19 protein-coding genes and 2 pseudogenes are annotated in these 23569 nt (G+C 31.1%); 19 read left to right on the top strand and 2 right to left on the bottom strand.

The features are described 5' to 3' along the window. Positions 1-665 precede the first annotated feature (665 nt). Positions 666-1505 carry a Bdr family repetitive protein gene (bdr, locus tag bcCo53_RS06845; RefSeq protein ID WP_025409102.1) on the top strand — a complete coding sequence of 280 codons (840 nt, stop codon included), beginning with the start codon at positions 666-668 and terminating at the stop codon, positions 1503-1505. 47 nt (positions 1506-1552) lie between these two features. On the opposite strand, the gene bcCo53_RS06840 is transcribed toward bdr (bcCo53_RS06845), so the two are convergent. Together bcCo53_RS06840 and bcCo53_RS06835 are read right to left on the bottom strand one after the other, a co-directional pair. Further along, a complete protein-coding gene (locus bcCo53_RS06840; RefSeq protein WP_246938444.1) occupies positions 1553-1954 on the bottom strand; it encodes a hypothetical protein in 402 nt (133 codons plus the stop codon). Positions 1955-2017: 63 nt separating this feature from the next. Next, a complete protein-coding gene (locus tag bcCo53_RS06835; RefSeq protein WP_246938443.1) occupies positions 2018-3613 on the bottom strand; it encodes a plasmid maintenance protein in 1596 nt (531 codons plus the stop codon). 636 nt (positions 3614-4249) lie between these two features. Between bcCo53_RS06835 and bcCo53_RS06830 the strand changes: the two genes are divergently transcribed. From bcCo53_RS06830 to bdr (bcCo53_RS06735), 18 genes and pseudogenes are all read left to right on the top strand, one after another. After that, positions 4250-4420, top strand: coding sequence for a hypothetical protein (locus bcCo53_RS06830; RefSeq protein WP_155806476.1), 171 nt, complete (start codon positions 4250-4252; stop codon positions 4418-4420). A 79-nt stretch (positions 4421-4499) separates the two neighbouring features. Further along, positions 4500-5741 (top strand): hypothetical protein, encoded by a 1242-nt coding sequence (locus tag bcCo53_RS06825; protein ID WP_246938442.1) that lies wholly within the window; start codon positions 4500-4502, stop codon positions 5739-5741. A 545-nt stretch (positions 5742-6286) separates the two neighbouring features. Then, entirely contained in the window at positions 6287-7372 is a 1086-nt protein-coding gene (locus tag bcCo53_RS06820) for a variable large family protein (protein WP_025408898.1), read from the top strand. Between the two features lie 291 nt (positions 7373-7663). Continuing rightward, positions 7664-8689 carry a variable large family protein gene (locus bcCo53_RS06815; protein ID WP_025408897.1) on the top strand — a complete coding sequence of 342 codons (1026 nt, stop codon included), beginning with the start codon at positions 7664-7666 and terminating at the stop codon, positions 8687-8689. Between the two features lie 170 nt (positions 8690-8859). Further along, positions 8860-9909 (top strand): variable large family protein, encoded by a 1050-nt coding sequence (locus tag bcCo53_RS06810; protein ID WP_028328378.1) that lies wholly within the window; start codon positions 8860-8862, stop codon positions 9907-9909. Positions 9910-10035: 126 nt separating this feature from the next. Next, the gene (locus bcCo53_RS06805; RefSeq protein WP_038365436.1) at positions 10036-11118 is read left to right on the top strand and encodes a variable large family protein; all 1083 of its coding nucleotides are present in this window, start codon (positions 10036-10038) and stop codon (positions 11116-11118) included. A gap of 126 nt (positions 11119-11244) precedes the next feature. Continuing rightward, positions 11245-11940 carry a Vsp/OspC family lipoprotein gene (locus bcCo53_RS06800; protein WP_025408895.1) on the top strand — a complete coding sequence of 232 codons (696 nt, stop codon included), beginning with the start codon at positions 11245-11247 and terminating at the stop codon, positions 11938-11940. A gap of 188 nt (positions 11941-12128) precedes the next feature. Next, positions 12129-13193, top strand: a complete 1065-nt coding sequence (locus tag bcCo53_RS06795) for a variable large family protein (protein WP_025408894.1) — start codon at positions 12129-12131, stop codon at positions 13191-13193. Positions 13194-13315: 122 nt separating this feature from the next. After that, the gene (locus bcCo53_RS06790) at positions 13316-14386 is read left to right on the top strand and encodes a variable large family protein (RefSeq protein WP_025408893.1); all 1071 of its coding nucleotides are present in this window, start codon (positions 13316-13318) and stop codon (positions 14384-14386) included. Positions 14387-14566: 180 nt separating this feature from the next. Next, a pseudogene (locus bcCo53_RS08920) lies at positions 14567-15593 on the top strand (variable large family protein). Between the two features lie 136 nt (positions 15594-15729). Continuing rightward, positions 15730-16827: a variable large family protein gene (locus bcCo53_RS06770; RefSeq protein WP_025408892.1), complete on the top strand. Its 1098-nt coding sequence runs from the start codon at positions 15730-15732 to the stop codon at positions 16825-16827. A 135-nt stretch (positions 16828-16962) separates the two neighbouring features. Further along, complete coding sequence (locus bcCo53_RS06765; RefSeq protein ID WP_241766591.1) at positions 16963-17400, top strand: Mlp family lipoprotein; 438 nt, start codon at positions 16963-16965, stop codon at positions 17398-17400. 129 nt (positions 17401-17529) lie between these two features. After that, a pseudogene (locus tag bcCo53_RS06760) lies at positions 17530-17961 on the top strand (variable large family protein). Positions 17962-18089: 128 nt separating this feature from the next. Then, the gene (locus bcCo53_RS06755) at positions 18090-18977 is read left to right on the top strand and encodes a variable large family protein (RefSeq protein ID WP_051428658.1); all 888 of its coding nucleotides are present in this window, start codon (positions 18090-18092) and stop codon (positions 18975-18977) included. Between the two features lie 306 nt (positions 18978-19283). Then, on the top strand, positions 19284-20531 hold the full coding sequence (locus bcCo53_RS06750) for a hypothetical protein (RefSeq protein WP_246938441.1): 1248 nt from the start codon (positions 19284-19286) through the stop codon (positions 20529-20531). A 125-nt stretch (positions 20532-20656) separates the two neighbouring features. Next, positions 20657-21751: a hypothetical protein gene (locus bcCo53_RS06745; protein ID WP_246938440.1), complete on the top strand. Its 1095-nt coding sequence runs from the start codon at positions 20657-20659 to the stop codon at positions 21749-21751. Positions 21752-21756: 5 nt separating this feature from the next. Beyond that, entirely contained in the window at positions 21757-22326 is a 570-nt protein-coding gene (locus bcCo53_RS06740; protein WP_246938439.1) for a type ISP restriction/modification enzyme, read from the top strand. Positions 22327-22408: 82 nt separating this feature from the next. Continuing rightward, positions 22409-23017 (top strand): Bdr family repetitive protein, encoded by a 609-nt coding sequence (bdr, locus tag bcCo53_RS06735; RefSeq protein ID WP_025409063.1) that lies wholly within the window; start codon positions 22409-22411, stop codon positions 23015-23017. Positions 23018-23569 lie beyond the last annotated feature (552 nt).

The raw sequence follows: 23569 nt of genomic DNA, 5'->3' as shown, positions 1-23569 counted from the left end.
ATATAATTTGTTTTTAGTATAGAAGTGTTTGGCTAATAATAATGAACAAAGTTGCCTCAAATAAATACATAGTTACCTCAATTCTATACATAGTTGCCATGAAAATGAACAAAGTTGTCTCTTAACATTTTTTATTTTTACGAGTTGCATCTAAAATGAGCAAAGTTGACACAAAAGTATACAATAGTTGCACTTAAAATACACCAAAGTTGACATTTTTCTATATGCAAATACACTACGGACTAATTCACAATAAAGCCTAACAAAATTACTTCTTCACATCAAACAGTACAAAACTCAATAACAAAAATTTTACTAACTCTAACTTTACAATAGATAACACTCTTTATAATAAGCTATAGACAAATCAAATATAATTTGAAACTTTCATAATATTCACTAATTGATTTAGAAAATTATTCTAACATAGATTAAATTTAAATTAAATAAAATATTTACTACTCTTTAAAAGATATAAAAATCGCTGCAAAAAAATATTTTCCTTACCTCTCCACTGTACTAAACACCTCTATACTAAACGCTACTATTCTTATAATTTGAAAACCCCCTCAGAATAACACCCATTAGTATATATTAGTATCCTATACACATATCTCTTCCAATTTACCTACTTTTACTGTATAATTATACTCAAGGAGACTATCATGGGACTTCCTCAACCAGTAATTACTCAGCAAATGGTTATAGCCGAACTTACTAAAGCCGGCATTAACAAAGATATTGCTATTGATTTATCTTACAGATATTACCGCAATGAACTTACTTACAAAGACATTGAGTTTTTAAAAGAAAACTTTGATATAAAACTTGAAAAAGTTGAAGGGATGTTACAAGCAGAAATTCAAAAAGTTGAAGCAAGTTTACAATCTGAAATTCAAAAGGTTGAAGCAAATTTACAGTCTGAAATTAAAGCTGTAAAAACTGAGCTTGACAACAAAATTGACAATAAGTTCAATGAACTCGATAACAAAATTGATAACAAATTTAATGAACTCGATAACAAAATTAATATTGTTGAGAATAACTTAAATAACAAAATTGACAATAAATTCAATGAACTTGACAATAAAATTGACAACGTTGAGAATAATTTAAATAACAAAATTGACAATAAATTTAATGAGCTTGATAATAAAATTAATAATGTTAGAAATGAACTAAAATCTGATATTAAAGACCTTGATAATAAAATTGATAATAAATTCAATGAACTTGACAATAAAATTGACAACGTTGAGAATAACTTAAATAACAAAATTGATAATGTTAGAAATGAATTAAAATCTGATATTAAAGACCTTGACAATAAAATTGATAACGTTAGCAATGAGATTGCTCTTGTTAGAAAAGACATGGAAATTAATAAAATGGAACTTAATAAAACTTTATCCGAATTTGATAATAAATTAAAACTTCACAAATGGATGTTCACAACCATTATTACCATCTCTATAGGAATATTATTAACACTGATATTTAAATAAGCAAGTGCAAATTTGCTTATTCACATAAATCATAATATCATATAACTCTATATAATTGTTATCTTACCCTTCTTAAATCCTTTACTTTGCTTCCCTTGTAACCTTTCAAAAGGTACTTCCCTTTTACCCTCTAACACATCAACAGGTTCAATGTCACCATCCCCAACTTTACTATCAACAGACTCCCTTTCTAAACCACCAAGCAATAATTCATTATAATCCTCAAAAATCATATCCAAAATATTACTCATCAAAGCACCTTGGATTGTTTCACATTCATAATTATCACCAACTCTATTAATTATAATTCCATGACCAGCTCTATGTTTCTTTCCTACCCAATCCTTAAGATATGCATATACATACTCATAGTCAATATCTTCAGAACTAAGTATTGGAAAGTTAATTATTTTCTTATCTGTACTCTTAGATTGTACTTCACGGCTCATGTACGTATTCCAAAATCTATGCCTTTTTATATAACCTTTTTACTAAATATTTCAAATTAAATCTCATTTACTCTCCTTTTCTTTTAAATTCTCATTGTGGCCTACATCTTCAATCATTATTCCCAAATTCACCATACCCAGCCCCTTAGTAGTTTTAAATCCTCCAAACTCATCTCTAATTGCAAATTTAACCATATCCTCCTCATTTGAACTAGCACATATCATGTTATCCTTCCCATTATTTGATATATCCAACCCAACACACCTTTCCTTACTCCTTTCCAAACTAGCAAGCATGCTTTCTCTAGCTTTCTTTTTTAAATTCAATTCTTCTTCTCTAGCCTTTTTAAGTCGCTCTTCTCTTTCTTTTGATTCTCTTTCAAATAAACCAGTTAAATATTTTTGCAGACTAGCAGCTTCTCGTTTTCGTTGCTCTTCTCTTTCTTTTGCTTTTTCTATCTCTTTTTCTTTTAATTCTTCTACATTTAACTGCTCTTTAGCCCTTTTCTCCTTAATAACAGATGCTTTTTTAATTCCTATTCGTAAATTATCTCCATAAGTCGCTTTAACCGCACAAGGACTCTTGTACTTATTGGGATACCAATCCCTAAACCTGCCTTCCCAAATAACAGCATAATCGCTAATAACACCGTCACTACGCCTCATCATCATCCAAATCTTATACTTGTACCTATTACCAAACTGCTTTAAGAAATGTTCTAAAATATCTTCGATGTAATATTCACTTTGGTACTCATCTATTGCAGTCTCTAGATTGATTAGGGCATTGATGTATGTTGCATCGTTGTTACTGTATTTTTTTATTTGGTTTAGATAATTTTTATTGATTTTATGTTCACAAATGAGCCTTGTCTCTACATCACTCCTTTTAAATCTACACTCTTCTTTTTTTAGTTTACTTAAATTAGTCTTCTTAAGAAGCAATTCTTTAGAATTCTTATTATTGCTTATGTTAGCTTCATTAAATACACAAGATCCGATTACACGTGACATTGGTGTTATTTTATTACCATCACTTGAGTTAGATGTCCTATTTTTTTTACTTACCTTAGCTAGTATTCCGAATTTTTCAAGATTTGTATAATTAAATTCTGTATTGTCAGCATCTTTATCGAAATTACCAATAATTATTTTGTCTTTCAGATTTTCTTTAAGTAATTCTTTTAAATACTCTAAAATTATTTCTTTGTGCAAATGTGCAAGTTCCATGTTTTGTCTATAATGAGAAATGCTTCCCTTGTTCTTTCCAAGTCTTCGAATTTTAGATTCCAATAGTCCCATTTCATTTAAGAGTTTAATATCTCTTGCAATTGTTCTTTTGCATACTCTTGTATAGCCATCATTTTCTAATAGCTTGATTACTATACTGTAGATGTCACTTGCTGAATACCCATTGGCTCCACATGATTCTTTGTAATTTTGATTCTTAATGTTTATTGCCCAATAAATTTTAAGCATTCGATGATAGCGTTTTAATATTTTCGTTATCTGTGATTTAACTTGTGATATACAAATTTTTTTTATATTAGGAGATATTTTATCTTTATTTAATACTATAAGTGACTTTAGTATTGATTGTATTTGGCTTTTGGTATTATTTGAATTGATATTTTTTTTGTCTTTTGTTACACTATTCATAGGTATTTTTTGATTTGTTCCAAAGTTTAGATTTTCACTTTTACATGAAGCTTTGGAAATTTATATATTTATTATATATAAAAATTTCACTCTTGACTAGGCTTAAAGTCGAGGTGATTTTTTTTATGCACCATTCTCTTATCCCCCCAAACACCTTGGAAACGACTTTAGCTAACCAATATATATAATAAAAATTTAATATTTCTGATTGTATATATTGCTATAAATATTAAATCGGAACCAATATAACATTTTTTGTTAATAAGTTTATTATTGAGTTATTTAAATTATTTTTCTTATTTCTGTTTTTTTCATATTTTATATCTCTTTTGTTAATTTAAATTACTGCTTTGATAATTGTGGTTGTATTGATGTTTTAGATGTTGATTTTGTAGTTCTTAATACCTTAGCATGGAGCAAAGATTGAATTTCTGAAACAATCATAAAGTAAGGCAATAATTGTTTTTGGTGAATAATTTCAAGAACTTAATTCACAACAAAAGTATGTAAAACTAGTTAGGTCAGAAAATTTTAAGGAGGTTGGAGTAAAGTGTATTATCTCTTAATCAGAGATTGAGAAAGTACATACCATTGTTATTGTAATGGAGCTAATTATTTAAAGGTTGCTCAAATCTATTGTACAAGGTCTTGCAAAAGATAACCAAGATGCATTCAGTAGGCTTTAGTTATGGGATTCAACTTGCATGTACTGGTGCTGCTGTAGAGAAAATATTTAGTTATTTCTTGAATATAACAATTCATGTCAAATTAATTTCATCACAAGTGGGGGTGTTTATCACAAATTGATAATTTCATCACAAGTATTTAAGGGTATGTAAAAGTTTGTTAGTTGTATGGTACTATGATTTAAGATAGAGGTATTTTAATGATACGTCAAGATGATAACAAAGATATTAATGTTCAATTTAGTATTGTAGAGTCTTTAAGATTTAATTTTGAATGTTTGATTCGTAATATTTGGTTAATATTATTTGCTTTATTTTTATTTTTCTTCAATGTGTTGCATTCACATAGAGGGATTGCAAGTTATGAGGTTGGTAGTAATTCTAAGCTTTATTTCACATTGCCTTTTACAATAATCATTATAGTAGTACCGTCTTCAATATTATTATATTTTTTACATTTGTTAAGGAAGCGTGTTACTGAAGGTAGTGTTAGGATTTCAGTATTTGCATACTTAGAAAAAATAGCAATATTTGTATTATTAGTGATAGGCCTTATAGCGCAATCTGTAAGTTCATGGATGAGTTTTGAGAGTTTCTTTAGCCTGATGTTTGAAGATACTATTAAGGACACTGTTTTGAGTACTCAAAAGAGTCAGATAGCAAAAGAGGAAGGTATGCGTAAGCTACTCTTTGATAAAGAGAAGATAATTGAAGGTGAAATAGCTAGTATTGATATTAAGATTCAGAATAACAATGATCGTATAGAGTTTGCTAAAAATAAGCATTTAAGCTTGGATTATAGGTATAAAACCATGAAGCAAGATTACATGAGAGAGATTGAGAATGCAAGTAGGGAGAATAAGGAGTTATTTAATCAAAGGAATGAGTATTTAGAATCTTTGCAGGATTTGAGGTTGAAGCTTAGCAGTTTAATTGAAAGGGCGGCTGTAAATAATAATAAGTTTAAGGCAGCTAATGTTTTAAATGGAACATCTGCTGTTATTGCTGGAGATGATTATCTTAATATAGTTTTTGTTTATTTATTATTATTATTGTCTGTTTGTCTAGATATATTTTTAGCAATGGTATTTTGCATAATACAAAATGCGTATCATAAATTTTATGAACAAAAGTTGTTACACTTAGTTCCATTACCTACAGGAAGTGGGGTTGGTGTTAAGGAAAAGATTAAAAATCGTCAAATTTCAAGTTCAAGAAAATATAAAAAACCCTTGCAAAGGGTTGAAGAAGTACTTGGATTTATTGCATCTAATTTAGAAGATGATAAGCGTACAATAAAGCCTTTAAGGAAAATTAATAAAGAGACAAATATATCTGAGTATAGAATCAGGCAATATTTATCAGACTTGATGGGTAGAGGTTTAATTATAAAAGAAAAACAAAGACTTATACTTAACGTTGATGATACATTGAAACGATAATTTGATTTTGCTAATAAATTAATTGATGAAATTTTCATAGATGTTATACTTTTTGATATTTTTTTTGTATATAATACAAAGATAAAAATTATGGTAAACATGAAGCAAAAGGTTTACCTAGTATAGGCGCTATATTTTAAGGGCTATCATTTCAATGATTGGAAATATATTTCATTATAAGTACTGAGCTGTCACTGATAATATTATTGGTGTAGTCAATTAAGTGAACTAGTGATAAATGAAGTAGTAAATAGGTATTAGAAATACTTGATGTAATAATTAGGAAAACAGTAAGTAGTAATCTATAGAAAGTAAGAAAGACTGATGAAGGAATAAAGTATTCTTAGATTATTGGTGGTTCTACAGAGATTAGTGCTGCTAAGAATTAAGTGGATCAATCTTCAAACTAAATAAATAATAAGAAATAGATAACTAAAAAAGTTATTTGGGGGAAACACTTTTCTTTTATAGGAGAGTGGTTTTCCTTTTTTTATTTGTGTCTAGTCTCTTTAGTTAAGGATAGGATGAAAGGAGGCACGTAATATATGACTAAAAATATTAAAAATATAAATATAAAAAGTATTTGTGCAACATTATTTATCTCTCTATTTCTTTCTTGTAATAATTCAGGAGAGAGTGCAGAAGCTGAACAAAGATTAAATACAGTACTAATGGATGTAGGTAGGAGCGCTGAAGATGCTTTTTATTCTTTTATTGATCTTATATCAGATACATTAGGATTAAGAGTAACCGCAGGGACAACTAAAAATAAAATAGGAGAATATTTTAGCGGGTTAGGTGAGAAACTTGGAAAAGCAGCAGATCAATTAGAAGAAGTAGCAGTAAAAGCAGTAGCAGATGTTGATACAGATGGTCTGTTAAATAAGGCAATTAAAGAAGCAGTTGATACAGCTAAGGGGGTTTTAGATACATTAAAAGGACATCTAGAGTCTTTAAAGGATATAGGTGATGCTAATCAAAAAGTAGGTGAGACAGAAAATACTAGTAGTAGCGCTAAGGAAGGAAAAGCAGCAGATGATGCTGCATTAAAGAAGGTATATAAAGCGTTAAAAGGGATAGTGGATATTGCTATAACAGATGGAAGTATTAAAGCATTAGAATCAGGATCTATAACATTACAAGCAACTAATAGTAAGGATGGAGCTAAGATATTAGCTACAGATCAGTCTCACAAACCAGGAGCAGCAGTGGGAGATAAAGCAGCAGTAATACTGTCAAAAGTAAGTGGGGCGGAAATGCTAGCATCGATAGTTAATTCAAAAGAAGAGGATCCACAATTAACAAAAAATGCAACTGGAGAGACAACTGCTATGAGTTTTGCAAGAGGGAATAAAGGTGGAGATTACTTAGCACAAGATGATGCTAAAGCAGCTGCAGTAGCAGGAGGAATAGCATTACGTTCATTAGTTAAGACAAGCACATTAGCTGCAAATAATAGTGGTGATGATAAAACAGTACAAGCATCAGGAGTAACAGCGGTAAATAAGTTATTGGGAGCGGTAGAAGATATAATTAAAAAGGCAGTAAAAAATATTCTTAAAGCAGTAAAAGAAAAAATAGATCAGGCAAGAACTTCAAAAATATCGGTTTCAGAGTTAGGTCAGCAATAAAATACGAATTAAGTTGATTATTTACAAGTAGGAGTAGAAGGTAAGTTTAGAGGTAATTCTAAGTTGCCTTCTATTTTTTAATTTAAAGTAAGTTATAAAAATTAATCCTAAAACTATTCCTTTAACTACTGAAGCTAATAATCAGTAATTTAGAATTTAGATTTAATAAAAGATAAGTAAACTAAATAATAAAGTCGTTAAAGAAAAACACTTCTCTTTGTAAGAGTTGTTGTCCTTTTTTGTGTATAACCTTTTTAGTTAAGAGATAGTGATAATGGAGGCAAGTAATATATGAAAATAAATATTAAAAATATAAATATAAAAAGTATTTGTGCAACATTATTTATCTCTTTATTCCTTTCTTGTAATAATTCAGGGGAGGAATTAGAAAAACTTCAGAAGGATAAGCAGTTCTACTCTTCAATTGCTAAGTTAGGTAATGACTTCTTAGATATTTTTACTTCTTTTGGTGAGATGTCTAATAGTGTTTTAGGGTTTAATACTGAAACTAAAAAGTCTGATGTTAAAGATTACTTTAAGAATATAGAAAAGAGCTTAACAATAACTAGGACAACGCTTGATGAAATTGTTGCTAATATGGAAAAAGAAAACAATCGTAACGCTTCTGGAACAAAGGCTGCTGTAATAACTTTAAATGACAAATTAGATAATATAATTAAAGGAGCTAAGGCTGTTAGTGATGCTATTGCTGATGCTAGTGACCCAATTGGTAATGTTGCTGATGCTAGTTCTCCTGCAGGTGTTGAGGGTAAAATTGAGAGCTTAATAAAAGGAATTAAAGATATAGTAGATGTAGTTCTTAAAAATGAGGGTAATGCTGAAGCTGGGGATGATAAAAAGGCTGAAAACCTTACTAAAAGAACCGGTGGTACTACTGCTGGTGAAGCGGGAAAGTTGTTTGATAATAGTACTCATGCTGGAGATGCTGCTAATTCAAAAAAAGCGGCAGCTGATGCGGTTAAAGCTGTGGGAGCAGTAACTGGTGCTGACATCTTGAAAGCTATGATTAAATCCAGTGGAGATAATAAAAAAGATGGAATTATTGCAGGTACTATAACATTAAGAGCAATGGCAAAAGATGGCAAATTTGCTGGTCCTAATTCCAAGACTGATGAGGCTGCTGATGCGATTAAAGGCGCAGCAATAAGTGCAGTTACTAAAGCATTAAGTACATTGACTATTGCAATAAGAAAGACAATTGATGAAGGACTTAAGGAAGTTAAAAAAGCAATGAAGATTAATCCTGATGATACTCCTGTAATTTCTGATAATAATATTTCTGAAACTAAAAAGTAAACAAGCAGAATTAATACGCTATAAATAATTAAATAATAGAGTCATTTAAGAGGAACAAGTTGCCTTTTATTTAGAGGATATTGTTTCTCTTTTTTTATATCTAGCCTCTTTGGTTAAGGTGAGGGAAATAAGGAGGGAGGCACGTAATATATGAAAATAAATATTAAAATATTAGAATAAAAAGTATTTGTGCAACATTATTTATTTCTCTATTCCTTTCTTGTAATAATGGAATAGAAGAACTTGAAAAGAGAAATACTTTCTTATCCTCACTTGCTAATTTAGGTAATGACTTCTTAAATATCTTCACTTCTTTTGGAGAGATGACAGGTACTGTTTTAGGGTTTAATAAGGATACTAAAAAATCTGATGTTGGGAAGTATTTTAAAAAAGTACAAGACACTGTACAAGGAACTAAAGATAAGCTTAAGGAAATTGTTGCTAATATGGAAAAAGAAAATAATCCTAATGCTGATGCTGTTAAAAAAGAAGTAGAAAAATTGGTTAGTGAAAAACTTGATACAATAATTAAAGGAGCTAAGACTGTTAGTGATGCTATTGGTACTACAGGTGAAGACCTACTTGGTAATGTTGCTAAGGCTGCTGCTTCCAAGGCTGGTGGAGTTCCTGGTACTAAAGTAGGTGAACTGGTAGAGGGAATTAAAGGCATTGTAGATGTAGTGCTTCAAGGTAAAGGAAACTCTGAGGCTGGTGATACTAAGAAAGCTCAAGAGAGCTCTAGTAGGAGTACTGGTACAGATGCAAGGAAATTGTTTGATGGAACTGCTTCTAATATTGATAGTAATGCAAAAGATGCTGCTAACGATGCATCAAAAGCTGTTGCAGCAGTAACCGGTGCTGATATATTGCAAGCTATGGTTAAAGATAAGGGGGATGCTGCTAAGTTAGCTATTAACAATGCAACAGTTTCAGGTACTAGTCCTATTGCTGATAGTGATGCCAGAGATGTTGCCATAGCGGGAGGTATAGCGTTAAGAGCTATGGCTAACGGTGGTAAATTTGCTAATGGGCAAACTAATGATATTGCTGCTTTAGTTCAAGGTATAGCAGTTAGTGCAGTTGCTAAAGTATTAAATACACTTACAATAGCAATAAGAAATACGATTGATACGGGACTTAAAACAGTTAAAGAAGCTATGAAAATTAACCCTGAAGCTACTCCTGTAACTACTGAAGCTGCTGGCACTGTTACTAAATAAAAAAAGATAAGTAAATTAAATAATAAAGTCATTTAAGGGAAACGCTTCTATTATAGGAGTTGTTTTTCTTTTTTTTGTGTTTAGCCTCTTTAGTTAGTGGGTGGGTAAAAATGATGCAAGTAATATATGAAAATAAATATTAAAAATATTAGAATAAAAAGTATTTGTGTAACATTATTTATCTCTATATTCCTTTCTTGTAATAGTGGAGTAATAGAAGAACTTGAGAAGAAAAATACTTTTTTTGATTCTCTTGTCAAAATAGGTCATGTATTTCAAGAAATGTTCGGTTCCTTTGGTAATTCTATTGGTGATGCATTAGGATTTAGTGCTGTTAAATCTGATGATACTAGAGATAAAATAGGAAAACACTTTGAGAAAGTAGGAGAGGGATTAAAGAATACTAAGACTAAATTAGAAGAGTTATCAAAACAAATAGTTTCTACTTCCCATGCTGATACTAAAGAAGTTGAGGCTGTTATTAGCACTGCTAGTGAAATGCTTACAAAATTAATTGACTCTGTAGCTAAGATAGCTGAAGTAACTAAACAAGCTGGTGAGATTGTGGCTATAGAGACTGGTGGTGGTAATGCTGTTGGTGCTCACAAGGAGAGTGTTGATGTTATTCTTAAAGAAGTTAAAGAAATAATAGAAACTGCCAAAGAGTTTGGTATAAATATTGAAAAAGGAAATCCTGGTAATCTTGTAGAAAAAGGTGATGATAAAGCAGGGGCAGCACTTGTTGGTAAAAATACTAATGCTCAGAAACCTGATGCTAAGGCTGGGCCTCTACTAGCAGATGAAGTATCAAAAGCAGATCCATGGGCAATGATAGATAAAATTCAAAATGCTAATACTTCTACTGCTTCTCTTAGTGAAAACAATAATAATGAAGCTGGTGCGCTGGCTACGAGAGTACCTGGTGGTGCTAATCAAAATGGTGCAAAAACTAATGCAGACTTAGCAGCAGCTGTTGCTCTTAAGGCCATGACTAAAGGTGGTAAATTTGCTGCTAATAATTCTGCTGAAGAGGCTGGAGCAGTTAAAGCGGCTGCTGCTAATGCTGTAAATAAGGTATTAGGAATACTTGATGTAATAATTATTAAAACAGTAATAAAAAATCTAGAAAAAGTAAGAGAGGTTGTTAAAAAAATAGAGTATTCTGAGACTACTGGAACTGGAACAACGGAAGCTAATCCTGCTAAATAAATAGAAAAAGTAAGTAAATAATAAAGTCATTTAAGGGAAACATTGCTCTGTGTGGGAGTAGTTTTCCTTTTTTTAGTGTCTAGTCTCTTTGTTTATTAAGGTATGGGTAAAGAGTGCACGTAATATATGAAAATAAATATTAAAAATATAAATATAAAAAGTATTTGTGCAATATTATTTATCTTTTTATTCCTTTCTTGTAATAATTCAGGGGAGAATGCAGAGGTTAAAGAGAAGCTTAGAACAGGGCAAGCAGTTACGGCTGATGGGACAGTGATTGATTTAAAATTAGTAGGTGATAAGGCAAAAGAAGTTGTTGCCTTTGTGATGAGTATTGAAGAAATAGCAAGTTTGATTAATTCTATAGATGAGCTTGCTAAAGGTATTGGAAAACAAATTAATTCTTCTGGTATTACTACTGACGGTAGTAATAATAATAAGAATAATGGATTGATGGCAGGAGTTTATGAGATCGCATCAGTTATATTAACTAAGATAACAGGCTTGCAAGTCGGAGAGTCTTTGAAAGGTAAAGATTTAGAAACAAAAATTGAGACAGTTAAAACTAAGGCTGGAGTATTTAAAACCAAGTTGCTTGCCCAGTATTCCACTTTAGGAGCTGGTGGTGGGACTCAAGATAGTAATGCTAAGCAGGCTATAGATAGGAAGGCTCATGGTACGGACGGGACACATGGAGCAAAAGAACTTAATGAATTACACATAGCTGTTATTGATTTAATGAATACTGCTAAAGAAATATTAAGCGGGACAATAAAGGGGATTAAAGAACCTGATAAGGAGGCTACTATTAAAGCTAACTAGTAGTTCAATAATTCTAGTGCTTATTTATAAGGTTAACTTTTTACTTAATAAGTAAGTGACAGATAAAAATAAAGTCAATAAATAAAAAGTTAGGAGCCTAAGAAAACTAGGTTCCTGTTTTTTTCAAATCTTTTTTTATATTTAGCCTATTTAATTAAAGAGTAGGGTTAAAGGGAGGCACGTAATATATGAAAATAAATATTAAAAATATAAATATAAAAAGTATTTGTGCAACATTATTTATCTCTTTATTCCTTTCTTGTAATAATGGAGTAATAGAAGATCTTCAGAAGAAAAATATTTTTTCTGATTTTCTTATCAAAATAGGTCATGGGTTTCAAGACATTTTTGGTTTCTTTGGCAATGCTATGGGAGATGCATTAGGATTTAGTGCTGTTAAATCTGGTGATAAGAAAAGTGAAGTAGGAAAACACTTTGAGAAGGTAAAAAAAGGATTAGAAGATACTAAGAATCAATTAAGCACTTTATCAGGTAAAATATCTGAAGCAAAGAATGCTGATGGAAGTACAATTGAAACTGTTAAGGTTGCAATTAAAGGGACAATTGAAGTTTTTGATAAATTAATCAGTTCCTTAACTAAACTTGCTGGTATAACTAATGATGGAAGTACTGAAATTGGTGCTAGTGCTTCATCTAAATCGGATGCTGTTAATGCAAGTGACGTTAAGACTGTAATTGAAGGGGTTAAAGATATAATTGATGCAGCAGAGAAATCTGGGGTAAAGATTGATCCTGGAAAAGTTGGTATTCAAGTAGCTAATGGAAATGGTCCTAAATCAGTGTTTCATAATGCTCAAGCTGCTGATGGTGATGCTAAGAAGTTGGCAGATGAAGTTGGTAAGGCAGATCCATGGGCAATGATTGATAAAATTAGGAATGCAAAAACTGATGGCTTTAGTGCTAGTGGTGATAATAGTGCGGGGCAATTAGCTACTGGTGGGTCTTCATCTGCTAATAGCGGCACTGCAGCTACCAATGCAGACTTAGCCGCAGCTGTTGCATTAAAGGCTATGGCCAAAGGTGGTAAGTTTACTCAACCAGCTGATAGTGATGCTGGTGCTGTTGTTAAAGGAGCAGCAGTAAGTGCTGTAAATAAGGTACTGGGAATACTTAATGTAATAATTAGGAAAACAGTAGACATCCATTTAGATAAGATAGGAAAGGCAGTTAAGGGAATAAAATATTCAGAGACTATTGGTGAATCTACAGAAGTTGGTATTGCTACTAAGTAAATAATAAATAAATAGTTGAATAAAGTCATTAAAGGAAAACACTTCTTTTATAGGAGTAGTTTTCCTTTAATTGTGTATATGCCTCTTTAGTTAAATGAAAGGGAAAATGATGCACGTAATATATGAAAATAAATATTAAAAATATTAAAGTAAAAAGAATTTGTGCAACATTATTTATCTCTTTATTCCTTTCTTGCAATAATGGAATAGAAGAACTTGAGAAGAGAAATTCTTTCTTATCCTCACTTGCTAATTTGGGTAATGACTTCTTATCTATCTTCATTTCTTTTGGCGATATGACAGGTACTGTTTTGGGTTTTAATACTACTACTAAAAAGTCTGATGTTGGAAATTACTTTACGAAAGTAAAAGAAGCTGTAGAAGGAGTTAAGGGTAAGCTTAATACAATTGTTGAAAGCATGAAATCATCAAACAATCCTAATGCTGTTGGAGTAGAGACTGCTGTAAAAACACTAATTGATAATACACTTGATAAGATAATTGAAGGAGCAAAAACTGTTAGTGGGGCTATTGGTACTACAGGTGATGAACTACTTGGTAATGGTTCTGCTGATAAGACTAAAGGTGGTGCTGCTGGTGATGTTGATAAATTAGTAGAGGGAATGAAAGAGATAGTAAAATTAGTACTTGGAGAAAAGGGTGATCCTAATGCTGGTGACGGCAAAAAAGCTGGTAATAATGTTGAAGACAGAACTGGTGGTAGTGCTCAAGGTGAAGCAGGAAAGTTATTTCATGATTCTGGTAATAGTAGTGGAATCGGTTCTTCTGCTAATGATGCAAAGAAGGCGGCAGCTGATGCAGCAAAAGCTGTTGGTTCTGTAACTGGTGCTGACATATTACAAGCTATTGTTACATATGGTAAAACAATGGCTACTAAGGCTACAGAAGCTAGAGCTAAAGATGCAACTATAGCAGGAGCTATAGCCTTAAGAGCAATGACTAAAGACGGCAAATTCCCTGGTGTTGCTTCTGGTGGCGTTGCTGCTGATGATGCTGATTATCAAGTTGCAGTTAAAGGAGTTGCATTAAGTGCAGTGACTAAGGCATTAGATACATTAACTATAGCTATAAGAGAAACAATTGATGCAGGACTAAAAACTGTTAAAAAAGCAATGAACATTAATCCTGAAGCTACTCCTGTAACTACTGAATCTGTTACTGCTACTAAATAAATAATTAATTAAGATTTAATAAAAAATAAGTAAACTAAATAAAAAAGTCATTGAAGGAAAACACTTCTTATATAGAAGTTGTTTTCCTTTTATTGTATGTATCCTCTTTAGTTAAAGCATAGGGGAAGGAGGCAAGTAATATATGAAAATAAATATTAAAAATATTAGTATAAAAAGTATTTGTGCAACATTATTTCTTTATTCCTTTCTTGTAATAATTCAGGGGAGAGTGTAGAAGAGGCGAATTTAGGCAAAACAATGATGGAAATGGGTAAAAGTGTTGAAGAAGTATTTTATAAGTTTATAGAGTTAGTTTCAGGAACTTTGGGCTTTACTGTAGATACAAATACAACTAAGGAACAGGTGGGAGAGCATTTTAAAAAACTGGGTACTAAACTTGGATAAGTATCGTCCGAATTGGAACAAGTAGCAGAAAAAGCAACAGCAGATGGCTTATTCAATAAGGCAGTTAGAGTAGCTGTTGATACAGATAAGGGAGCTTTAGGGAGCTTAAAAGGATATTTGGATGATTTAAAAGATATAGGTGGTGGTAGCCAAAGTAATAGGTGATGTGGTCTCTCCACAAAGTGGATTAACAGTAAATGCAGGAAAATTAGAAAAAGCTTTTAAGGCACTGCAAGGAATAATGGAGATAGCTAAGACACAAAAGATTAAAGAACTACAAAAAAGTGAGGTATCATTAGCTGATACCTCAATAGGAGCTGATGCAAAAGCTGGAGCTAGGGTTTTAGCTAAAGATGAGAATGCAGGAGCAGCATCGGGAGAAAAAGCATCATTAATAGTATCAGCAGTAAGCGGAGAGGAAATGTTAGATGCAATAGTTAATAAATCAAAAGGCAATGAACCAGAGGTATCAGGTCCAGCAAGTGTAAGTACAACTGCAATTGCATTCGCAAAAGGATGTATTACATCTAATTTATCAGGTGGTACAGGTGATGCAAAAGCAGCAGCAGTAGCAGGAGGAATAGCATTGCGTTCATTGGTTGAAGGTGGTAAATTAGCTGCAAATAGTAGTAACGATGGTAAAGCAGTACAAGCAGCAGGAATAACAGCGGTAAATAAACTATTAGGAGCAGTGGAAGATATAATTAAAAAGACAGTAAAGAATGTTATTGATAAAGTAAAGACAGAAGTAGATCAAGCAAGAGTTTCAAAAGTATCTGTTTCAGAAGCTAAAAGTAAATAATCGAAGATTTAATAAGAAATACGGAAATTAAATAATAAAATGATTTAAGGGAAACAGTTCTTGTATAGGAGAGTTTCCCTTTTATTTGTATTGAGCCTCTTTAGTTAAGGGATAGGAAAAAGGAGGCACGTAATATATGAAAATAAATATTAAAAATATAAATATAAAAAGTATTTGTGCTACATTATTTCTTTCTTTATTCCTTTCTTGTAATAATGGGATAGAAGAACTTGAGAAGAGAAATACTTTCTTATCCTCACTTGCTAATTTAGGTAATGACTTCTTAGATATTTTTACTTCTTTTGGGGATTCATTTGGTGGTGTTTTAGGGTTTAATTCTGAGACTAAGAAGTCTGAAGTTGGGAACTACTTTAAGGTCGTTCATGATACTGTTAAAGGAACTAAAGATAATCTTAATGCAATTGTTGAGAAAATGAAGAGAGAAGGAAATCCTAATACTGCTGCAACTGAGATTGCTGTAAAAGCTTTAAATGCAAAACTTGATAAAATAATAGAAGGATCAAAGACCGCTAGTGATGCTATTGGTGATGCCGGTGAACCAATTGCTAATGTTGCTCCTGGTGGTGATGGTGATACTAAAGGTGATGCTGGTGATGTTGGAAAAGTAGATAATCTAGTAGGTGGAATTAAATCAATTGTAGACGTGGTACTTCAAGGGAAAGGAAGTGCTACTGCTGGGGATGATAAAGCTCCTGTTCCAGATGCTGGTTCTGCTGCTACCTCAAGAACTGGTTCTACTAATGCGGGTATGCTATTTGCTAATACTAATGCTGGAAGTAAGACTGATGCTCCTAAGGTAGCAAAAGATGCTTATAAAGCAGTAGCGTCAGTAAGTGGCGCCGACATATTACAAGCTATTAAAAATGGTGGGAATGCTGTTACTTTAGCCAAATACAGTCAGTCCGATGGTAATGGCGCTAAGGGTAAGAAAGATGCAGAAGTAGCAGCTGGAATAGCACTAAGAGCTATGACTAAAGGTGGTAAATTTGCTAATACTAATGAAAGTAGTGATACTAAGATTAAAGTTGATGTTGCTACTGAAATTAAAGGTGCAGCAGTAAGTGCAGTAACTAAGGCATTAAATACATTAACTATTGCAATAAGGAAAACTATTGATGCAGGACTTAAATCTGTTAAAGACGCTATGAAAATTAATTCTAGTGATACTCCTGTAACTATTGAAGCTGGTATTGTTCAATCTACTACTAAATAAGTTGTAATAAAGATATTAAAGGGAAACACTTCTATATATGAGAGTAGTTTCCCTTTTGTTTGATTTAGGAGAGATTGTTTCTCCTTTGTTTTGTCTCCTTAATTAAAGGGGTAGGTTAAAGGGTGTATATAATATATGAAAATAAAAATGAGTAAAATTAATGTTGTTTTAATTTTATTACTATTAGTTAATAGTTGTAATAAATATGATTTTACCAATAATACTGAAGAATCAAAAAGTAGAGGCAAAAGAGAAATAAGTGAAGAGCAAACAAGAGAAATTAAAAAAACACCTAAAGAAATATTAAGAGAAAAGTTAAATGAAGAGGAAAAAGCAAATCTAGATTTTTTAAAAGAATCTTTGGGTGATGATTTTGATAAATTTTTGGGACATGATGCAACTAAGATTAAATCTGTACTTGAACATGTAAAAGGTCAACTTGAAAGATGTAATGGAAAAGATAGTGCAGAGGAACAAAAGAAGACTTTTAGAGTAGTTTTACAAGGTTCATTTAAAGGTAATAGTCATGATTTAGATAAATTTACAAGCGAAGCAATGGGTTGTATATGGTGATAGTTGGTATAGAGTTAAAATATTAAGCAAATTGTAGGCATTAAGAAAGTGAAACTAAGAAATGTTAAACTGATTTTAAGCAAACACTAAAAAAATGTTTTAAAAGCTCTAATAGTTTAGATAATATTATTGGTATTGGCAGCAATTATCAATGCAAGGAAGACAGTAGTCCATGCAGCAAAAGCTGTTGGAGCCGTAACTGGTGCTGATATTCTAAAAGCCATGGTTAAAGCGGGTGGAAAAGCAATAACATTAGTTAATAATACTGCCGGTCAGGCTAGTATTGGTGATGCCGATAATGCTAAGGATGTAGTTATTTCAGGAGTTATAGCCTTAAGAGCGGTTGGCTAAGAAAGAAGAGTAAGTTTGCTAATACTAATGCTGCTGATGAGGCAATTAAAGGGGAGTAGCAGTAAAGCAGTAAGGGCAGTAACTAAAGCATTAAATGCTTTAACTATAGCGATAAGAAAAACAATTGATGCCGGACTGAAAGAAGTTAAAAAAGTTATGAACATTAATCCTAATGATATTTCTGTAACTACTGAAGCTAAGAACCAATAATTAGAATTTAATAATAAAAAGTAAGTAAACCAAATAGTAAATTCATTAAAGGGAAACACTGCTTTTGATAGGAGTGGTTTTCCTTTTTTGTATCTGGCCTCTTTAGATAAGAATGAGGCAGGTAATATATGAAAATTAAGATACAAAGTATATGTGCAACATTATTTATCTCTCTATTCCTTTCTTGTAATAATGGAGTAATAGAAGAACTTCAAAAGCAAAGGGATTTTATACTCTCTATATCTAATTTAAGACAAGGTTTCTTAGATATTTTTACTTCTTTTGGCAATATGGTTTCTGATACTTTGAGTATTAAGGCTGATACAAAAAAGGAAGATATAGGAAAGTGTTTTACTAATATTGAAGAGACAATGAAAACAACGAAAGAAAAGTTAAAAGACGTTTTAGCAAAGAATGGTAATTATCCAAAGGTGAAAGGAGAGGTTGAGAAATTTATTGAAAAATTAGGGATAATAGAAAAGGGGGCTAAAGAAGCGGCCGAAGGGGCTATTGGTGGTGATGCTATTAGTGGTGCTACTGCTTCAGGTCAGGATGCCGTAGCAGCAGACGTTACAAGTGTAACTGCGCTTGTTAAAGGAATTAAAGGAATAGTTGGGGTAGTGTTAAAGCAAGGTGAAGGAGACCCAACTGCTACTAAGACTAAAGATGCACAACAACAAACAATTGGTAAGTTATTTAGTGAAAAGAAATCTAATGGTGGCACAGAGGTTCAAGCAGCAGCGGCAAGTGCATCAATTGGAGCTATAAGTGGTACTGATATACTGCGAGCTATTGCTATGTCTGGTGATGTTACTATTGGTGGCGTTGCTATTAATGAAGTAAAAGATGCTGCAAATATTGCTGCTGGTAAAACAGATAGTGCTCAGGATCTTACTGTAGGATCAGCAAAAAAAGATGCCGTTATTGCGGCAGGAATAGCCTTGAGAGCAATGGCTAAAGGTGGTAAGTTTGCAAAAATGCGGCAACAATTGAAGAAATCTATTGACTTTTTTTAAAAATATTAAATAATATTACTTGTACACAGTAAGATAATTTATTATCCTTACTGTGTTACACCCTGAATAAGGCCAGTAACTTCTGTTACTGGCCTTATTCTTTTCTTATGTTATAATTGTATCGACTCAAAATAGTTGTATCGACTCAAAATAGTTGTATCGACTCAAAATGGTTGTATCAACTCAAAATAATTGTATCGACTCAAAATAGTTGTATCGACTCAAAGTTGAATAGAAGATATATATATGATTTGTTAATTTTATAGTATTATAGATACTAGTATTATAAGTAAAAAGGTTATATACATGATAAGTAAAGGTAAGCCAACAAAAGGTCATAATATTGAGTTTAGTATTGTAGAGTCTTTAAGACTTAATTTTGAATTTTTGATTCGTAATATTTGGTTAATATTATTTGCTTTGTTTTTATTTTTCTTTAATGTGTTGCATTCACATAGAGGGATTGCAAGTTATACTGTTGGTAGTAGTTCTAAGCTGTATTTCACATTGCCTTTTACAATAGTCGTTATAGTAGTACCGTCTTCAATATTATTGTATTTTCTTTATTTATTAAGGAAGCGTGTTACTGAAGGTAGTGTTAGGATTTCAGTATTTGCATGCTTAGAAAAAATTGCGATATTTGTATTATTAGTGATAGGACTTATAACGCAATCTGTAAGTTCATGGATGAGCTTTGAGAGTTTCTTTAGCCTGATGTTTGAAGATACTATTAAGGACACTGTTTTGAGTACTCAAAAGAGTCAGATAGCAAAAGAGGAAGGTATGCGTAAGCTGCTATCTGATAAAGAGAAGATAATTGAAGGTGAAATAGCTAGTATTGATATTAAGATTAAGAATAACAATGATCGCATAGAGTTTGCTAAAAATAAGCATTTAAGCTTGGATTATACGTATAGAACCATGAAGCAAGATTACATGAGAGAGATTGAGAATGCAAGTAGGGAGAATAAGGAGTTGTTTAATCAAAGGAATGAGTATTTAGAGTCTTTGCAGGATTTGAGGTTTAAGCTTAGCAGTTTAATTGAAAGGTCGGCTGTAAATAATAATAAGTTTAAGGCAGCTAATGTTTTAAATGGAACATCTGTTGTTATTGCTAGAGATGATTATCTTAATATAATTTTTGTTTATTCATTATTATTATTGTCTGTTTGTCTAGATATATTTTTAGCAATGGTATTTTGCATAATACAAAATGCGTATCATAAATTTTATGAACAAAAGTTATTACACTTAGTCACATTATCTACAGGAAGTGGGGTTGGGATAAAGGAAAAGGTTAAAAATCATCAAATTTCAAGTTTAGAAAGGAAAAAGAGAACATCTAAAAGGGTTGATGAGTCACTTGAATTTATTGTGTCTAATTTAGAAGATGATAAGCGTACAATAAAGCCTTTAAGGAAAATTAATAAAGAGACAAATGTATCCGCTTATCAAATAAAAAAATATTTATCAGACTTGATGGATAGAGGTTTTATTATAAAGAATAAAAAAAGACTTGTACTTAATAATGATGCTGCAATTGAAAAATTGTAATGTGATTTATTGTGTTATTAATATTGTATTATTTATTCAATAAATTTGATGATTTAAGCTAAATAATAGTATTCTTTTGTTTTGGAGTAACTAATATTTGATCTTAAAAAAGAAGGAGAATATTTATGCCTAAGGAAATAAATAGTAGTTTGTTATTACTGGTAGCGTTGATCGTAATAAGTTGTGATCAACGTGTAGAAACACAAGGAACTGAATTGAAGAAAATAATCCCAAAAAAGACAGAATTTAAACCAGTAAAACCAGTTGGTGTAAGTGAGCCATCTCCACTTCTGTCCAGTTTTGGAGGAATCCTTGAAGTAAAGCCATATGATCAAAAAAGAGAAGTTAAAGAGGAACAGGACCAAGGGCTACTAATTCCTGAAGAAGAACAAAATCTTGAAGAAGAACAACGAAATCGTGAAGCTTTACTTTCTTCATGTTTAAAAGAGGCTAGCCTTCCAATAAATTTTGATGCAGTGCATAAGGAAAAGTTACATTTAGATTTTATAGAAGGGGTACCAAGACATGTAAAGACAAAAGAGGAGGCTTTAAAGCAATTTGATGGAATAAGATATATATTTTATATTTTAAAGCCTAGCTTTAAGAGTGCAAAACCCTATAATAGTATGGGTGAGGGTTATCCATCTTTAATCTTTGATGATATATTTAACAATAGGAAATTGTTGAATTATAATTTCCGTGCAGACGCCATTTATGCTGCTTTTGGGCATGATAGCAATTTTATCTATGCGTTAGCATTTGGGATACATAAAATGTTATTTTCCCGCCCTCGTATTACAGGTGTTGCTAATGAAATTATTGAGAGAAAATATGAGACTGAGCAAAGAAAATATAAAGAAGTTATCTTGAGTTTATTAAATATGATAGGTCCGATGGCTGCTTCTACTTTACGTTTGTTATGGTTTAAAATGAGCGACCCTGTGCATTATAAAAATTTTAGTATTAAAGCTACTAAAGAAGAGCTTATAGTACTTAATCATGCAGTGGAGAAATATATGAATATGTTAGAAAAGATGTATGTTAGGATTTATGAGGTTATAGATTGTGCAATTGGAAAGAAAGATCATTCTCCAGAAATTTTTTACGATACATTTAATGCGCTGATTAATAGTAAAAGTATTAAGGAGGGGGCTAGAGCTGTTTCATATGAGGCTTTCGAGATTAGAAATTTGATGGAAAGAATATTAAATAGAGATTAAATTGAGTGAAATCGTTCAAAAAATATTTAGCTTTAAACCCACAAGAGATATTGGGATATATTTGTGTAATATTAAGTTCAAATATCTATAGAACAAAATTCAATGAGTTTTTAAGAATTGACTTTGCAAAAATCATTTTTGTAGATTCAGTGAACCTATTTGAAAAACTTAGTAAATTAGGAATGAATCTAATTAATGCACAATTATTTAGAAATGTAATTGATTTAGATAAGAGTGTTGGGGTTCATATATCAAAAGTCAATGAAAAATGTATTGTAGAAAAAGTTGAATACTTGAAAGACAAAAAAGAACTTATTTATAGTGATAATTGTAAATTTATAAATGTTCCTTTTAAGGTATATGAATTTAGTATTGGTACTTATAGAGTGCTTAAAAATTATCTTAGATTAAGAAAGGGAAGAGAATTAAATAATGATGAAATTGCACACCTTGAAAATGTGATTAGGGTAATTAATTATACGTTTGATATTCAAGAACAGATTGACTTGATAATTTGTAATTTACAAGAATTTAGTAGTAATGATGACTTATCAAGTTTGTCGTTGGTAAGTTAGGTATTATGGTTTTGTGTATATTTTTTTACTTTATTTAACCAATTCTTTAAATAGATTATAATAGTATAATAAGGAGAATTTTATGGGATTAGCCCAACCAATAGTTACTCAACAAATGGTAGTAGCAGAGCTTACTAAAGCAGGAATTGCTAGAGATATTGCTATTGATTTATCTTATAGGTACTATAGGAATGAGTTAACTTATAAGGATATTGAGTATTTAGAAAATACTTTTAATCTTAAGTTAGAAAAGTTAGAGTCAAATCTAAAATCAGATATTAGAGATCTAGATAATAAGATAGATATTAAATTTAATGATCTTAATAATAAAATAGACACTGTAGAGAATGGTCTTAATGTGAAGGTTGAGAATGTAAGAGGTGAGTTAAAGTCTGATATTAAAGATTTAGATAGTAAGATAGACAATGTAGAGAATAATCTTAATGTAAGGATAGAGAATGTAAGGAATGAGTTAAAGTCCGATATTAAGGATTTGGATAATAAGATAGATGTTGTGAGGAGTGAATTAAAATCAGATATAAAGGATCTAGATAATAAAATAGATAATGTAAGAAAAGACATAGAAATTAATAAGATGGAGTTTAAGAGTACATTGAGGTTACACAATTGGATGTTTGGGACGATTATTACTATATGTCTAGGGATATTATTAACATTGATATTCAAGTAAGGAACAAATATATACTAATGGGTGTTATTCCAAGTGGGCTGACAAATTATTAGAATAGTAGCGTTTAGTATAAAAGTGTTTAGTACAGTGGAGAGGTAAGGAAAAATATTTTTTGCATCGATTTTTATATCTTTTAAATAGTAGTAAATATTTTATTTAGATTAATTTATTATTAATATAATAATTTGAATATAAGTTATGGGTCATTATAATTGATTGTTCGTTTAGGTCATGGAAAAATTTTTGTGATTGATTTTTGTACTATTTGATACTAAAAAGTAATTTTGTTAGGATTGATTTCGAATTAGTTAGAGGTAGATCTATTTATAGAAAAAAAATATCAACTTCGGTATATTTTAAGTGCAACTATTGTATATTTTTGAGGCAACTATGTTCATTTTAGGTGCAACTCGTAAAAATAAAAAATGTTAAGAGACAACTTTGTGTATTTTCATGGCAACTATGTATAGAAATGAGGTAACTATGTTTTTATTTGAGTAAACTTTGTTCAATATTATTAGCCAAACACTTCTATACTAAAAACAAATTATA

The sequence above is a fragment of the Borrelia coriaceae genome, assembly GCF_023035295.1.
Taxonomy (GTDB): Bacteria; Spirochaetota; Spirochaetia; order Borreliales; family Borreliaceae; genus Borrelia; species Borrelia coriaceae.
The sequence above is the reverse complement of the archived record's forward strand: the minus strand, read 5'-3'. Positions and strand labels throughout refer to the sequence as shown.

Coding starts and splice junctions, on each gene's coding strand:
- bcCo53_RS06755 (WP_051428658.1), top strand. CDS start 18,090: ATGAAAATTAAGATACAAAGTATATGTGCAACATTATTTATCTCTCTA.
- bcCo53_RS06805 (WP_038365436.1), top strand. CDS start 10,036: ATGAAAATAAATATTAAAAATATTAGAATAAAAAGTATTTGTGTAACA.
- bcCo53_RS06825 (WP_246938442.1), top strand. CDS start 4,500: ATGATACGTCAAGATGATAACAAAGATATTAATGTTCAATTTAGTATT.
- bcCo53_RS06745 (WP_246938440.1), top strand. CDS start 20,657: ATGCCTAAGGAAATAAATAGTAGTTTGTTATTACTGGTAGCGTTGATC.
- bcCo53_RS06820 (WP_025408898.1), top strand. CDS start 6,287: ATGACTAAAAATATTAAAAATATAAATATAAAAAGTATTTGTGCAACA.
- bdr (WP_025409063.1), top strand. CDS start 22,409: ATGGGATTAGCCCAACCAATAGTTACTCAACAAATGGTAGTAGCAGAG.
- bcCo53_RS06835 (WP_246938443.1), bottom strand. CDS start 3,613: ATGAATAGTGTAACAAAAGACAAAAAAAATATCAATTCAAATAATACC.
- bdr (WP_025409102.1), top strand. CDS start 666: ATGGGACTTCCTCAACCAGTAATTACTCAGCAAATGGTTATAGCCGAA.
- bcCo53_RS06750 (WP_246938441.1), top strand. CDS start 19,284: ATGATAAGTAAAGGTAAGCCAACAAAAGGTCATAATATTGAGTTTAGT.
- bcCo53_RS06765 (WP_241766591.1), top strand. CDS start 16,963: ATGAAAATAAAAATGAGTAAAATTAATGTTGTTTTAATTTTATTACTA.
- bcCo53_RS06795 (WP_025408894.1), top strand. CDS start 12,129: ATGAAAATAAATATTAAAAATATAAATATAAAAAGTATTTGTGCAACA.
- bcCo53_RS06840 (WP_246938444.1), bottom strand. CDS start 1,954: ATGAGCCGTGAAGTACAATCTAAGAGTACAGATAAGAAAATAATTAAC.
- bcCo53_RS06790 (WP_025408893.1), top strand. CDS start 13,316: ATGAAAATAAATATTAAAAATATTAAAGTAAAAAGAATTTGTGCAACA.
- bcCo53_RS06770 (WP_025408892.1), top strand. CDS start 15,730: ATGAAAATAAATATTAAAAATATAAATATAAAAAGTATTTGTGCTACA.
- bcCo53_RS06800 (WP_025408895.1), top strand. CDS start 11,245: ATGAAAATAAATATTAAAAATATAAATATAAAAAGTATTTGTGCAATA.
- bcCo53_RS06815 (WP_025408897.1), top strand. CDS start 7,664: ATGAAAATAAATATTAAAAATATAAATATAAAAAGTATTTGTGCAACA.